Source organism: Flavobacterium panacis (genome assembly GCF_024649945.1).
Lineage (GTDB): Bacteria > Bacteroidota > Bacteroidia > Flavobacteriales > Flavobacteriaceae > Flavobacterium > Flavobacterium panacis.
The window spans coordinates 93,246-107,143 of the sequence record NZ_JANKMS010000010.1 but is presented as its reverse complement, the minus strand read 5'-3'; the positions used below and the strand labels follow the sequence as shown (position 1 = coordinate 107,143).

17 protein-coding genes are annotated in these 13,898 nt (G+C 33.2%); 5 read left to right on the top strand and 12 right to left on the bottom strand.

The features are described from left to right. Positions 1-3: 3 nt before the first annotated feature. Positions 4-627 carry a murein L,D-transpeptidase catalytic domain-containing protein gene (locus NQQ59_RS20030; protein WP_144216761.1) on the top strand — a complete coding sequence of 208 codons (624 nt, stop codon included), beginning with the start codon at positions 4-6 and terminating at the stop codon, positions 625-627. A 69-nt stretch (positions 628-696) separates the two neighbouring features. On the opposite strand, the gene NQQ59_RS20025 is transcribed toward NQQ59_RS20030, so the two are convergent. The 5 genes from NQQ59_RS20025 to NQQ59_RS20005 form a co-directional block, all read right to left on the bottom strand. Continuing rightward, positions 697-1,734 carry an aldo/keto reductase gene (locus NQQ59_RS20025; RefSeq protein WP_144216759.1) on the bottom strand — a complete coding sequence of 346 codons (1,038 nt, stop codon included), beginning with the start codon at positions 1,732-1,734 and terminating at the stop codon, positions 697-699. 148 nt (positions 1,735-1,882) lie between these two features. After that, positions 1,883-2,176 carry a type II toxin-antitoxin system RelE/ParE family toxin gene (locus NQQ59_RS20020; protein WP_144216757.1) on the bottom strand — a complete coding sequence of 98 codons (294 nt, stop codon included), beginning with the start codon at positions 2,174-2,176 and terminating at the stop codon, positions 1,883-1,885. Beyond that, a complete protein-coding gene (locus tag NQQ59_RS20015) occupies positions 2,169-2,420 on the bottom strand; it encodes a hypothetical protein (RefSeq protein ID WP_144216755.1) in 252 nt (83 codons plus the stop codon). Before NQQ59_RS20015 ends, NQQ59_RS20020 begins: the two co-directional genes overlap by 8 nt. Positions 2,421-2,566: 146 nt before the next feature. After that, the gene (locus NQQ59_RS20010; protein WP_144216753.1) at positions 2,567-3,511 is read right to left on the bottom strand and encodes an OmpA/MotB family protein; all 945 of its coding nucleotides are present in this window, start codon (positions 3,509-3,511) and stop codon (positions 2,567-2,569) included. A 124-nt stretch (positions 3,512-3,635) separates the two neighbouring features. Continuing rightward, a complete protein-coding gene (locus NQQ59_RS20005) occupies positions 3,636-4,397 on the bottom strand; it encodes an exodeoxyribonuclease III (RefSeq protein ID WP_144216751.1) in 762 nt (253 codons plus the stop codon). Positions 4,398-4,515: 118 nt separating this feature from the next. Between NQQ59_RS20005 and NQQ59_RS20000 the strand changes: the two genes are divergently transcribed. Next, complete coding sequence (locus tag NQQ59_RS20000; protein ID WP_144216749.1) at positions 4,516-6,324, top strand: GNAT family N-acyltransferase; 1,809 nt, start codon at positions 4,516-4,518, stop codon at positions 6,322-6,324. Between the two features lie 67 nt (positions 6,325-6,391). Here NQQ59_RS20000 and NQQ59_RS19995 read toward each other — a convergent pair whose 3' ends face one another. The 6 genes from NQQ59_RS19995 to NQQ59_RS19970 all read right to left on the bottom strand — a co-directional run bounded on the left by NQQ59_RS19995 (position 6,392) and on the right by NQQ59_RS19970 (position 10,545). Beyond that, positions 6,392-7,492: a suppressor of fused domain protein gene (locus tag NQQ59_RS19995; protein ID WP_144216747.1), complete on the bottom strand. Its 1,101-nt coding sequence runs from the start codon at positions 7,490-7,492 to the stop codon at positions 6,392-6,394. 220 nt (positions 7,493-7,712) lie between these two features. Next, complete coding sequence (locus NQQ59_RS19990; protein WP_144216745.1) at positions 7,713-8,045, bottom strand: DUF805 domain-containing protein; 333 nt, start codon at positions 8,043-8,045, stop codon at positions 7,713-7,715. 194 nt (positions 8,046-8,239) lie between these two features. Further along, the gene (locus tag NQQ59_RS19985; protein WP_144216743.1) at positions 8,240-8,512 is read right to left on the bottom strand and encodes a TM2 domain-containing protein; all 273 of its coding nucleotides are present in this window, start codon (positions 8,510-8,512) and stop codon (positions 8,240-8,242) included. A 78-nt stretch (positions 8,513-8,590) separates the two neighbouring features. Beyond that, positions 8,591-9,055 carry a DUF2752 domain-containing protein gene (locus NQQ59_RS19980; RefSeq protein ID WP_144216741.1) on the bottom strand — a complete coding sequence of 155 codons (465 nt, stop codon included), beginning with the start codon at positions 9,053-9,055 and terminating at the stop codon, positions 8,591-8,593. Then, positions 9,030-9,407 carry a DUF4234 domain-containing protein gene (locus NQQ59_RS19975; RefSeq protein WP_144216739.1) on the bottom strand — a complete coding sequence of 126 codons (378 nt, stop codon included), beginning with the start codon at positions 9,405-9,407 and terminating at the stop codon, positions 9,030-9,032. Before NQQ59_RS19975 ends, NQQ59_RS19980 begins: the two co-directional genes overlap by 26 nt. Positions 9,408-9,600: 193 nt before the next feature. After that, complete coding sequence (locus tag NQQ59_RS19970; RefSeq protein ID WP_144216737.1) at positions 9,601-10,545, bottom strand: 2-hydroxyacid dehydrogenase; 945 nt, start codon at positions 10,543-10,545, stop codon at positions 9,601-9,603. Between the two features lie 240 nt (positions 10,546-10,785). On the opposite strand from NQQ59_RS19970, the gene nhaA reads away from it, so the two are divergent. The 3 genes from nhaA to NQQ59_RS19955 are packed head-to-tail and all read left to right on the top strand — an operon-like array spanning position 10,786 to position 12,904. Beyond that, entirely contained in the window at positions 10,786-11,943 is a 1,158-nt protein-coding gene (gene nhaA / locus NQQ59_RS19965) for a Na+/H+ antiporter NhaA (protein ID WP_144216735.1), read from the top strand. Continuing rightward, positions 11,940-12,452, top strand: a complete 513-nt coding sequence (locus NQQ59_RS19960; RefSeq protein WP_144216733.1) for a hypothetical protein — start codon at positions 11,940-11,942, stop codon at positions 12,450-12,452. The genes nhaA and NQQ59_RS19960 overlap by 4 nt, the downstream gene beginning before the upstream one ends. 32 nt (positions 12,453-12,484) lie before the next feature. Further along, positions 12,485-12,904: a c-type cytochrome gene (locus NQQ59_RS19955; protein WP_144216731.1), complete on the top strand. Its 420-nt coding sequence runs from the start codon at positions 12,485-12,487 to the stop codon at positions 12,902-12,904. Between the two features lie 152 nt (positions 12,905-13,056). Here the strand turns inward: NQQ59_RS19955 and proC are convergent, their stop codons facing one another. Further along, on the bottom strand, positions 13,057-13,833 hold the full coding sequence (proC, locus tag NQQ59_RS19950) for a pyrroline-5-carboxylate reductase (protein WP_144216729.1): 777 nt from the start codon (positions 13,831-13,833) through the stop codon (positions 13,057-13,059). Between the last annotated feature and the right edge of the window lie 65 nt (positions 13,834-13,898).

The window sequence follows — 13,898 nt, the reverse complement described above, 5'->3', positions numbered from 1 at the left end:
CAGATGAAAAAGAAAATCTTATTTCTTCTCTTTTCAGTGATTCCGCTTCTCTGTTTAAGCTGTGAAAATAAAAAAGAGAAAACAATACATACTAAAAATTCAAAACCGATTTATTCTTATGAAGAGAAATTAAAAACTGAAATAGCTGAAGTGAGGAGCTTCTTGGGGAAATCTCCAAAATACAATTCAGATGTTGCCTTTTTTTTAGATATGAAGATAGAATCAGGAAGAAATCGGTTTTTTATTTATGATTTGAAAAACAAAAAAGTGCTGAATAAAGGTTTGGTCGGACATGGTTCTGGTTCGGAGACAGGAATTAAAGGTGAACTAAAATTCAGCAATGTCAAAAATTCTAATTGCAGTTCGCTGGGTAAATATTCAATCGGTGGTTCTTATGTGGGGACATTTGGAAAAGCCTATAAATTGCATGGTCTCGACAAAACCAACAGTAATGCTTTTGACCGAAACATTGTACTTCACAAGTATGTCGACATTCCTTTTGAAGAACAACCTTATCCAATTTGCAACAGTTTGGGATGTCCAATGGTAAACGAAAAGTTCTTTGGCGTTCTCGAAAAACTGATTGATAATTCTAAAAAGAAAATTTTATTGGTGATGTATTATTAATTCTTATTCCAAAAAAAATCCCGACAACTAAATATTATCGGGATTTTGCTTTTATTCTATTTCCTAAATTTAAGGAGCAGGATCTGGAATTATAGCTTGAACTGCATCAATTTCTGCTAATATTTGTTTAGAAAGTACAATATCTATTGTGTCGATGTTTTCTTTTAATTGTTCCAATGTTGTAGCGCCAATAATCGCACTGGTTAAGAACGGCTGTTGCAAAACAAATCCCATTGCCAATTGTGTTAGCGTTAAACCATGTTTTTTAGCGATTTCCTGATACAATTTTGTCGCTTCGGTACATTGATCGCTATTGTAACGTTTGTATTGCGGAAAAAGGTTTACTCTGGCTTTTGGATGACTTTCTCCTGTCAAGAATTTTCCAGTCAAAACTCCGAAAGCTAAAGGAGAATATCCTAGCAAACCAACATTTTCGTATTTAGAAACTTCGGCAGAATTTACTTCAAACAAACGGTTCAATAAAGAATATGGATTTTGAACAGTTTTGATTCTTGGTAAATTATTGTATTTGCTTTCTTCCAAAAGACGCATCATTCCCCAAGCATTTTCATTTGAAACTCCAATATGTTTGATTTTCCCTTCTTTGATTAATCCGTCGAACGTTTCCAAAATTTCTCTGAAGTTATCTTCCCAAACATCATCATGTCCATGAAAAGCGCGCTGTCCGAAGTTATTCGTTTTTCTTTCTGGCCAGTGCATTTGATATAAATCGATATAATCGGTTTGCAATCTTTTCAAACTGTTTTCAACTGCATATTTAATACTTGCAGGGGAAAAATCCAGTTTTTCACGCATGTATCCAAAATTCGGATTTGGACCTGCGATTTTAGATGCTAAAATAACCTTATCTCTGTTTCCTGATTTCTTAAACCAGGTTCCAATAATTTTTTCTGTGCTTCCGTAAGTCGCTTCGCTTGCCGGAACCGAATACATTTCGGCTGTATCAAAGAAATTCACTCCTCTTTCAAGAGCATAATCCATTTGTTGGTGTCCTTCTGATTCTGTATTCTGCTGTCCGAAAGTCATCGTTCCAAGACAGATTTTACTAACTTTTATATCGGTGTTAGGTAATGTAGTGTATTTCATTTTTTTCTTTAGGTTCAAAGTTGCAAAGAGACAAAGGTACAAAGGCATTGTTCAAATCGAAAAATGAGAAAGGTTAAAAAAAGTACAAGATTTTGCAGCCCTGATAGGATAAAAAAAAGGCTCAAAAGTAAAACCTTTGAACCTCTGTTTATTTTAAACTTTTTAATGGATTTTGAAATGTATTGAAAATTCTAACAATGAATACAGGATCATCTTTGACTTGATAGAGAATTTTAAAATTTCTGACGACAATTCGATGACAATCGATTCTATATTCATCAAGTTGAAATTGTTCAGCAAAAACGATACTATTTGCATTATTAAATAACTCTTCTCTCACTTTCAATGCAGTTTCCTTCGAATATTTACTTTTGAGCTCAAAATAAATTTCTTTCAAATCTAACTTCGCATTTTCTGACCAAAAAACTGCTGGTTTATTCATTATCCCAATCTTTCATTTCTTTTGATAAATCTTCACTTGAAATTGTTCGATTGTATTTTATATCCTCTAAACCTTCTTCCACTTTATTATGATAATCAGTCAATGTCACAGGATTCCCTTTCGCGTCGTATGAAACTACTTCATTTAAATAATTATCAAATACTGAAGAAACAATTCGCAGAACTCTTTCATCAGCCAAATCTAATTGATTTTTTATCTTCTCTTTTAATTCTGGAAGTCCCATAATTCTTAATTTATAGAAACCAAAGTTACAAAAATTTAAATTCCAATAATGAAATCCCAAATTCCAAACACTTTGAAAAATTGGAATTTGGGATTTAAAAAAAGGCTCAAAAGTAAAAACCTTTGAGCCTTTGTCACTTTGAACCTTTAATTTATGCTATTAAGCATCTCAGCAATCTCATCCAATCTTGGCGTCAAGATGATTTCGATTCTACGGTTTTTAGCTTTTCCTTCTGGTGTTGCGTTGCTTGCCAAAGGAGAGAATTCGCTTCTTCCTGCTGCTGTTAGTTTTTGTTTATTGATTTTTGGGTTTTCACTTAAAATCGCTACAATTGCAGTTGCTCTTTTGGTAGATAAATCCCAGTTGTTTGCAATTGGTCCAGAACCTGCATACGGATCGTCATCTGTATGTCCTTCGATTAAAACAGAAAGATCCGGATTGTCACCTAAAACTTTTCCAAGTTCAACAACAGCTCTCTTTCCTTCAGATCCAACGGCCCAGCTTCCTGAGTTGAAAAGCAATTTGTTTTCCATAGAAACATATACTTTTCCGTTTTTATGTTCCACTGTCAAACCTTTACCTTCAAAACCTGTTAAGGCTTTAGATAAAGTTTCTTTCAATTTACGCATTGCTTCTTCTTTCGCAGCAATCATATCTTCCAATTCTTTTAGACGATTTGCTGTTTTGTCTAAACGAGCTTGTTCATCAGCAAGAGCTTTACCTTTTGCTTCTAATTGCGCTAACAATTCACGGTTTTTAGCCAAGTTTTTCTCTAATGCATCGTTGCTGTTTTTCTCCAATGCATTATAAGAATCCTGAAGAACTTTATATTTCTTTTGTTCAGCCGCTAGATCAGCTTTTTGTTTTGCCAACTCATCTTTAGTACTGGCCAAATCTTTAGTCAGTTTATCACGATCTAACTCTAATTGATTTTTTGCTTTCTTCAGATTTTCATTTTCATCCGTAATTGAACGATTTTCTTTTTTCAAATCTGAATACTTTGTTTCTAAGTCATTGTAAATTTTCTTTGAAACACAAGACGTCGTGGACAAGGCTAATGCCAGCAATCCGATGGAGGCTTTTTTAATCATCTTTCTTTGTTTTTATTTCTGGGGCGTTTAATAAATGTTTTTTCGTCTAAAAAGCAATTTCGGGAATTCTAAATTCCAATCCTTTTTTAAACCGAGATACTCTCAGCAAGAACAGTACCAAAAATTAATCAATTTCAACTAAAATCGGGCAATGATCTGAATGCATAGCATCTGGTAGTATAACAGCTCTTTTCAACCTGTTTTCTAACGCATTGCTCACCAGATTGTAATCGATACGCCAACCTTTGTTGTTTCCTCTTGCTCCTGCGCGGTAACTCCACCAAGAATAATGATGTGGTTCTTTATTAAAATGACGGAAACTATCAATAAATCCAGATTTCATAAAAGCATCTAGCCACGCGCGCTCGGCCGGAAGAAATCCAGAAACTGTTTTATTACGAACAGGATCGTGAATATCAATCGCTTCGTGACAGATATTATAATCGCCACATATAATCAGGTTCGGAATAGTTTTTTTCAATTCATCGATATAATTCTGAAAATCATCCATGAACATAAACTTATGATCCAATCTTTCAATGTTTGTTCCAGACGGAAGATACAAACTCATCACAGAAACATCGTCAAAATCAGCACGAAGATTTCGGCCTTCAAAATCCATATGATGAATTCCTGTTCCGTACACAATATTGTTTGGTTTGGTTTTAGACAAAATAGCCACTCCACTGTAGCCTTTTTTGGTTGCAGGATAATAATATTGAAACGGATAACCCGCAGCAGTAATATCGTCTACAGGAATCTGATCTTGTGTAGCTTTTATTTCCTGAAGGCAGATAACATCAGGATTTGCTTGCTTTAGCCACTCAATAAAACCCTTGTTTATTGCCGCTCTAATTCCGTTTACATTATAAGAAATAATTTTCATCAGTGATTTTTTTAGGATTTCAAATGTAATAAAAAAGTGCAAAGTTTGTCTTGGAAACAATGAAAAGTAGACTTTTTTGTTATCTTTGTTCGCTGTTCTAATAAATTAAAAGTAGTACATGGGTTTAGTTACCGCGAAAGAAGTTGCAAAGGCAATAAATGTTGAAAAGTACGGCGTTTTCGGTACTTTTTCTGGCTGGATTCTTATGAAGGTTCTTAAGATCTCAACCCTTAATAAAATTTACGATCGTAATAAACACTTGACAGACCTAGACTTTTTGAATGGAATTTTGGATGAGATGGAAATCAAATTTGAAATCCCTGAAGAAGATTTAAAGCGTTTGCCAAAAGATGGCGCGTATATTACCATTTCCAATCATCCGCTTGGTGGAATTGATGGAATCTTACTTTTGAAATTGATGCTTGAAAGAGAGCCAAATTTCAAAATCATTGCCAATTTCCTGTTACACAGAATTGTTCCGATGAAAAAATACATTATGCCGGTTAATCCTTTTGAAAATCATAAGGATGCAAAATCGAGCGTAATTGGTATTAAAGAAACGTTACGTCACTTAAGTGATGGAAAACCTTTGGGAATTTTCCCTGCTGGTGAAGTTTCGACTTATAAAGATGGAAAATTGGTAGTGGACAAACCTTGGGAAGAAGGTGCGCTGAAACTTATCAGAAAAGCAAAAGTTCCTGTTGTTCCAATTTATTTTCACGCTAAAAACAGTAAATTATTCTATTGGCTTTCTAAAATTGACGATACTTTAAGAACGGCAAAACTTCCTTCTGAACTTTTGACACAGAAAGATCGCGTGATTAAAGTTCGTATCGGAAAACCTATTTCTGTTAACGAGCAAAATGAAATTGAATCTTTTGAAGAATACTCAGAATTCTTAAGAAAGAAAACCTATATGTTGGCCAATCCTTTTGAAAAGGACACCAAACTGATTGACACTGCAACTGCAAGTCTTAAAATCACAAAAACTCCTAAAAAAATTGTGACCGCAGCCAACGAATCAAAATTAATTGATGAAGTTCAAGCTTTAAGAAACAGTGATAGCAGATTTTTACAAAGTAAAAACTATGAGGTTTTCTTTGCCAGCGCAAAAGAAATTCCGAACATTTTACATGAAATTGGTCGTCTTCGCGAAATCACTTTCCGTGAAGTTGGTGAAGGAACAAACGAATCTATTGACTTAGATGAATACGATCAATACTATCACCATATGTTTTTATGGGATGATGAAACCAAAAAAATCGCTGGAGCATACCGTATGGGATTAGGTTCTGAAATCTATCCAAAATACGGAATTGAAGGTTTTTATTTGACAGATCTTTTCAGATTTGAACCGGAACTTCACGATATGATGCACAAATCGATCGAAATGGGTCGCGCATTTATCGTAAAAGAATACCAGCAAAAACCAATGCCATTGTTCTTATTATGGAAAGGTATTATTCATACCACTTTGCGTAATCCAGAACATAAATATTTAGTTGGTGGTGTAAGTATCAGCAATCAGTTTTCAGAATTCTCTAAATCGTTGATGATTGAATTTATGAAATCAAACTATTACGATCCGTATATTGCGCAGTACATTCACCCGAAGAAAGCATATAAAGTAAAACTAAAAGATGCTGATAAAGATTTCATCTTCGACGAAGCAGAATCTGATTTGAATAAATTTGACAAAATCATTGACGAATTAGAACCAGGAAATTTACGTTTGCCCGTTTTGATTAAGAAATACATCAAACAAAATGCAAGAGTTGTTGCTTTTAACGTCGATCCTTTATTCAACAATGCAATTGACGGTTTAATGTATATTAGAATTGCAGACATCCCAGAAAGCACTATGAAACCTGTTATTGAAGAATTTCAGCTTGAATTGGAAAAGAAATTATCTGAGAAAGAAGATTAGCAATTATCTAAAATAAAAAAACTCATAAGCTTAAAAAACTTATGAGTTTTTCTTTTTTATACTATTCTTAAACAACTTCTTTACGGTTCAAATTGAATATTTCTTCGCCGATGTCGTCCAGTTTATCCAATATAAATTGCGAACCAGATTCTTTCATTACCTCCCATTCTGTATCTGAAACAGGTACAATCCATAAAAAATTGGCTTTTGAATTTCCAAAAGCAGGAACATTCATCTGAGGTAAAACTTTTAATTTATTAGTTAGAACTGCATATTTAAATTTTTCACTAACCGCTGTCTGAAACTCTATAGTATGTCCTTCTGCCAAAAAAGTGATATAATCCCACGGTATTGCAGTAGTTCCGCTAACAAAACTTGCAACACTATTCATTTGTTCATTGGTTAATCCTGATTTTAAAATTATTCCAAGTTCGATTCTATTTACTTTTTCAGGATTTTCAAAATACATTTCGATTTTGGGTTGAGATCGCAATGACACTGCTACCGTTGCAAAGACAATCTTTTCTGGACCTTCATACACATACAATCCTTTCGGAGGCCATTCTGAATTATCGATTGCATAATACTTCTCACTTTTACCAAATATTTCATCATAATAATCCAAAATTTTTGGCTGGATTAATTGAAAAGGATTCCCTTCCTCTTCCCATTCTTTTATAAATGAAGCTGCATCTTTAACTCGTTTTTGCATTTCATTATCTTCTGAAAGCTCCCAAGCAAAAGGACCTGCCCCCATACAATCACGTGCATAACCATAAAATTCGCCGTCACCTCCCCAACTCGGAATTACACATAAAATTTCTCCATTTTCTAACAATGCTGCTCCGTCTCCTTCTTGTAACCAAATTACTTCTAGATTGCTCTCATTAAGCAATTCTTGTCCTTGTGGAAATTTACAAAACTCTTTTGGCAACATTGGAGGTACGCCTTTTTCCATCAATTTTACCTCTATCGTTTCTGGCGCCACAGTTAAATTTCGTATCCAACAGCTTTTTACACCAAAATCTTCATTATCTCCAAACAAATAAAAATAAGACGTTCTGTTATCTTGTTCTACAATTGCAGTTATTGGACAACTAGGACTTCTAAGTTCAAGAACAACCTCGGGTTTTTCAATCTTATTATTGTTTCTACTAAATAATCCCATAATTTTATTACTATTATTTTTAGATTTAAACTTTATTCAAGTAACGATTTTTATTCAGAAAATACCATTTGTTTTTAAACAAATTTTAGTTTTTAAACTTATCGTTATTGTTACAAACACAAAAACCCCATTTGCAAATGCAAATGAGGCTTTTCAATCAACAATTTTTATTTAAATCTATTTGGCTTTTTTCGTTTTCCAATCAACCGGTACGCGTGAATTATTTTTTAGGATCTTCACCATATTGATTTGAACCTTTGTCACCCTCAATTGTAAACAAATAAATGTTATAAAGAGGAATTAAAATATACCACCACTCTTTATTAATGTCCTGCATTCTTCTTACAGCAACACCAAGACCTGGAAGCAAAACGGCTAAACTGTAAACATTCGAAATAATCATTAAGCTTGGCGATATTAATCCTGTAACCAAACCAAGTATAATACTAATTATAACGTTTACTAAAAAAAACATCCAAAACTCTTTTCTTCGTGCTCTTCCCTTAAAATTTACGTAGTTTTCAAAAACTACTTTTTTGTAGATTTCTAACATCTTTTCTTTTTTTTCAATTATCCTACTCTTAAGGATTTTCGGTTACTCCATTACTTTCTAACAAAAAGCAAGATTACCTACTGTTGAATTTATTTTAGGGATGTATACGCTATAATTATATCAGAAAAAGACAATTTTAAGCAATAAAAAAACCATTCATTTCTGAATGGTTTTCTGAATTTGATATTTTTTACTTAGAACCAGCCTCTATACCCTTTTTGATAGGTCTGATAAAAGTCATCATCAGATTTTGTTAAATAAATGACTCCTTCTATTATTCCTATTATACCTCCCAGTCCCAACATCAGTCCCAGAAGAAGCTGAATTAATCCTTCTTTAGTATAACCCAGATAGAATTTATGAATTCCTAAATATCCAAGTAAAATAGCCAGAATTCCAGCTACAATTTTTTTGTTTTCCTGCTGATAGCGGGGGTTATTCCAATCTTCTCTTTTTGTATTTTCCATAATCTTAATTTTTATAATTCTTAAAACAGTACTCGAACAAAAAATCTGATTCTAAACAAAATCAAATTGCTGGATTTATTAAAACCAAATTGACTGATGCAAAACATCATCAAAAGAGTTATTATTCACAAACAAAATCAATCTTATAAAATGATAAACAGCTAGAAAAATAGCCAATCCGTAAGCTAATTTTCTATTGTACAAAAGGGCAGTAAAATATTCTTTTTTGGTAATTAATTCCGTAATTAAGACTACAATTGTTAGCACGCAAAAAGCAATAACAAAGGGTCCTAATATATGATAACTCATCGATTTGTATAAATCTCCCTGATAAAAGTAAACAAGAGATTTTGTAATACCGCATCCCGGACATGGAAAGCCCGTGAGCATTTTAAAAGGACAGAATGACTGATCGGTTTCTAAATGATCATTATGATTATGAAGCATTAAAAAAAACGGAACTATCAGTGTAATTGCTGCACCGATAATTCCGTAAATTTTACGTCTTATTTGACTATTATTTATATAACCTGTTGATATCACCTTGTACAATCATTGCTGCTGCCATAGGAAAAAAGAATCCTAAAACAATTAATAATGTAGATTGGTCTTTTTGAAGTTCACCAGTTCTCTCATATACTTTTGGTAATGCATCTTTTCCTGCTAAATAGTAGAAATAAATATTAACTGGCATACAACAACCTGCAAAAATTGCAATTGGTTGCGAAATAACTTCTTTTTTTGCCACTGCGTTAAAAACTTCTGCAACTTTAATATTCCAATAAATCAAGTACAATCCACAAGTTAAAAACCCATAAATTAGTACCATAATAGGATCTACATTAAATACCGGAATTGGTTCTTCAAAATTATTCGATGTCTTTTCTAAGTCCATTTTTACTTATTAAATTTGTTAATTCCTACTCTTTAGGATTTTCGGTTTCTCCAAGTTTTAAAAGATTATTTAGATTGATTCTTTTAAAAACCAGAAACAATATTATTAAAAATTAACAAACAAAACTAATCTCAGCTGGTAAAATTTACAAGAAAAAACTCGTTATTAAATTCTAAAGGCCGTAGGCTACTTTTTATTGATAAATCGCTTTTATCTTATCTACAATTACTTGCGCCAAACGTTCGTGACTTTCAAAAGTCCAACCCGCAATGTGAGGTGTAAGCAAAACATTTTTTGATTCTAATAAATATTGAAAAGCTTCTGGTGTGTTTTTATCCTGAAAAAGCGTTTCAAAAGAAAGCTTCTCATACTCTAAAACATCCAAACCTGCTCCAAGTATTTTTTTTGCTTTCATAGCTTCAACTAAATCGGCAGTCACTATATTTTTTCCACGAGAAGTATTGATAATCCAAAACGGCTTTTTAAACGCATTTATAAAGTCTTTATTGACCATTTTATCTGTTTCTGGTGTCCAAGGAAGATGAAGACTTAAAACGTCTGTTTTTTCACGTAATTCTTCTAAGGAAACTTGTCTGGCATTTTCGTCACCAACATGATCCAAAATATCATAACATAAAACTTCCGTTTCAAAGCCTCTTAGTTTTTTAGCAAAAGCTTTTCCCATATTTCCATAACCGATAATTCCGACAGTTTTCAAATCTAATTCGTGACCGCGGTTGCTTTCACGATTCCATTGTCCCGCTTTAACTTCGGCATCAGCCTGATTTAAATTATTGAATAAAGACAAAATAACACCAAGTGAATGTTCTGCAACAGCGTTGCGATTTCCTTCCGGAGCCGCAATTAGATGAATTCCTTTTGAAGAAGCATACTCACAATCAATGCTTTCCAAACCTGCGCCAACTCTCGCAATAAATTGCAACTTTGTTGCAGCATCTAAAAATGTCTTGTCAATCTTGAAACGACTGCGAATTACGATTCCGTTATAGTCTTTTATTTTTGCTTCGATTTCTTCTTTAGAAGATTTAAAATCAGCGTGATTTTCGAAACCAGCTTCTTCCAATTGATTCCAAAGAATTGGATTATTGCTGTCGATATGAAGAATTTTTATGCTCATTTTGTATTGAATTTTATACAGACAAAAATACGGGAAATGTTTAAGTTTTTTGTTTACACTTTAGTTTTAATCTCGCAAAGACGCGAAGTCGCAAAGAAAAAAATTAAAAATCTAAAACAAAAAAACTTCGTACCATTGTGCCTTAGTGGCAAATCTCTTTTTATTGCTCAGATTTTTTTTTAACTTTGAAAGTATAAGGATTGTAAAAATCCGCCATAAATCTTCAGAAAATCTTCCCAAATGAAACTAACTAAGACTTTTACAGCCTTTTTTGAAAACGAAAAATCAGGAGGAATTATCTTGCTTGTTGTCACACTTTTATCTCTTTATCTTGCCAATTCTTCTTTTCAGGTTCCCTATGTTGCTTTTTGGGAAAAAGAAATTGCTGGACATACCATAACCGATTGGATTAATGATGGCTTGATGACGATTTTCTTTCTATTAATCGGATTAGAACTGGAACGCGAAATTTATCATGGAGAATTATCCAATTTTAAAAATGCTTCATTGCCTATCATGGCCGCTTTTGGAGGAATGCTCGTTCCTGCTGCCATCTTTTTGGTTTTAAATTACGGAACAACTACTCAAAATGGAGCTGGAATTCCAATGGCGACAGATATCGCTTTTGCAATCGGAATTCTGTCTCTTCTCGGAAACAAAGTTCCTGCATCTTTAAAAGTATTTCTGACCGCTTTGGCTGTAATTGATGATTTAGGAGCAATTATCGTAATTGCAATTTTCTACACCACTTCAATTTCTTTTCTAAATCTCGGAATCGCACTTGGAATTTGGATAATTCTATTTGTTCTGAATCGAATGAAAATTCATAATCTAATTCCGTATCTGATTGGTGGTGCTATCATGTGGTATTTTATGCTCAATTCTGGTGTTCATGCCACAATAACTGGAGTAATTTTAGCTTTTGTAATTCCATTTGGAGATGGTGGAGAAAAAACATCATCATTTAGACTACAGCATTTTTTACATCAGCCAGTCGCCTTTTTTATCTTACCACTTTTTGCGATTGCAAACACAGCATTAACGATTACCGAAAACTGGCACGAAGGTTTAAACCATTCAAATACTTACGGAATTATCCTTGGACTCGTAGTCGGAAAACCACTTGGAATATTACTTTTCTCTTCTGTCGGCGTAACTTCCGGCTTGTGCATGCTTCCAAAAAACTTAAAATGGGCTCATATTTTGGGCGCAGGAATGTTGGGCGGAATTGGTTTTACCATGTCAATCTTTATAACGGTTCTAGCTTTTAAAAACCCAGAGATTATTGTTTTTTCTAAAATAGCTATTTTGATTGCATCGTTTTTAGCTGGACTAATGGGATTTCTTTTTCTAAAATATGTTTTGAATAAAAAACACAATGATATACTAGAGTTATGAATAAAATTGTAATAATTCTGTTTTCTTTTTTTCTGATTTTGAGTTCTTGCAATCAAAAACCAGCAACAATTCCAGTTACTGAAAGTTCAAAAACTGACACTCTATCCATAGTAGCAAATTCAAAAGATGAAATAGAAGGAACGTACAAAGCTGCAGATTGTGACCTTTCAATAATCATCTCAAAAATCAAAAATGATTATCAATACGTTTTCAAAACCAATCTTAGAACTTTAAAAGGAAAAGCGACTTATTCTAAAAGCAGTTCTTGTGAAAACTATATTACTTTAGAAGGAATTCAATGGGATGAATACGAAGGCGATATTAGCAATGAGGATGAAAATGATTCAATTCCGAAAAAAGAATTAGAAATTCCAGTTGGAATCGATGCTTTGTATATAAAAGATACCTTAACGATTCAGAATTATGGAAATGCAATGAATTATTATACAAAGATTTCGGAATGTGGATTGAAGTATATTCAGTTGATTAAATCAAATTCCAAAAAATAAAAAATTCCAATTGCAATTGACAGTCTTTTAAAATGAAAAGAATTAGATTAATACTTAGGATCTCAATATTGCTCATAATAGTGCTTGTTGGCGTTATCTTTTATCAAATAAAATATAATCCTTCTTATTCCGATTTAAATTGTCAAACACCAGTTCCTTTTTGCGGAACGAAACCACCTGAATTAACAGAGAAAGAAAAAGAAGGACAAATAGTTTTTAACTCCAATTGCGCTGCTTGTCATAAACTAGACGCAAGAAGTACAGGTCCAGCACTTCGCAGTAAAGATTCACTCGTTTTTGTAAAATGGATTATTGGTAAAAATCACAAAATAGATACCACGAAAATTGAAGAACTAGGAATAGATTATCATAGAATGATGTTTTCTGAACGTGTAAAAGAAAAAGACTTGAAATTAATAATCGAATATTGCTCTCGAGAACGGGATTATTAATTTCTAAAAAAAAACACTTTGGCGAATTTCTAGTGCGATTCCTCGTTCCTCGGAATGACAACTATACCATTCAATATTCGTTAAAACAAAAAATCCCAAACCCCAACAAAATTTGGAATTTGGAATTTAAAAATATTGTAATTTCTTTAAATCTAACCTTTGATTTGTTTCAAAGAAGTCTTGATTCCTTTAATTAATGAAGAACTGAAACCATTGTGTTCCATTTCATTTAAACCAACAATTGTACAACCTTGCGGCGTTGTAACGCGGTCAATTAATTGTTCTGGGTGTACTCTTTCTTCTAAAAGCATTTTTGCAGCTCCTTTTACCGTTTGTGCAGCAATTGCAAGAGCGGTGTTCGAATCAAATCCGATTTCGATTCCTGCTTGCATAGACGCACGAATATAACGTAAAGCGTATGCTGTTCCGCAAGCACCTAAAACAGTTGCCGCATCCATCAATTTTTCGTCGATTACAGGAGCAGTTCCTAAATCCTGGAACAAATCAACAACTGGCGCAGCATTTTCTTTGTATTTTTCTGGGAAAGAAATACAAGTTGCCGATTCTCCAAATTGAGCCGCAATATTTGGCATAATGCGAACTACCGGATATTCGTAATTTGTTTTGGTTTGAAGCACCTCCAAAGACAATCCGCTTACAGCAGAAGCAATTGTTTTCTTTTGAATAACAGGTAGAATTTCAGCTAAAACAGTATCAACCTGATACGGTTTTATAGTCAAAATCACCACATCAGCTTCCTGAATATTGTGTTTATTATCATTAGAAACAGTGATTCCGTATTCTGATAAATATTGAATACTCGCTGTGTTTCTTCTTGTTACGGTAACTTGGTTGTTTTTCGAGAATTTAGCAATTCCCAAGGCAATAGAAACCCCAAGGTTTCCTCCTCCAATAATGTGTACATTCATACTTCTTGGTTTGAATTTATGATGGCAGATTAACAGTATATTTTTCGCCTGTAAATTACGCAGAT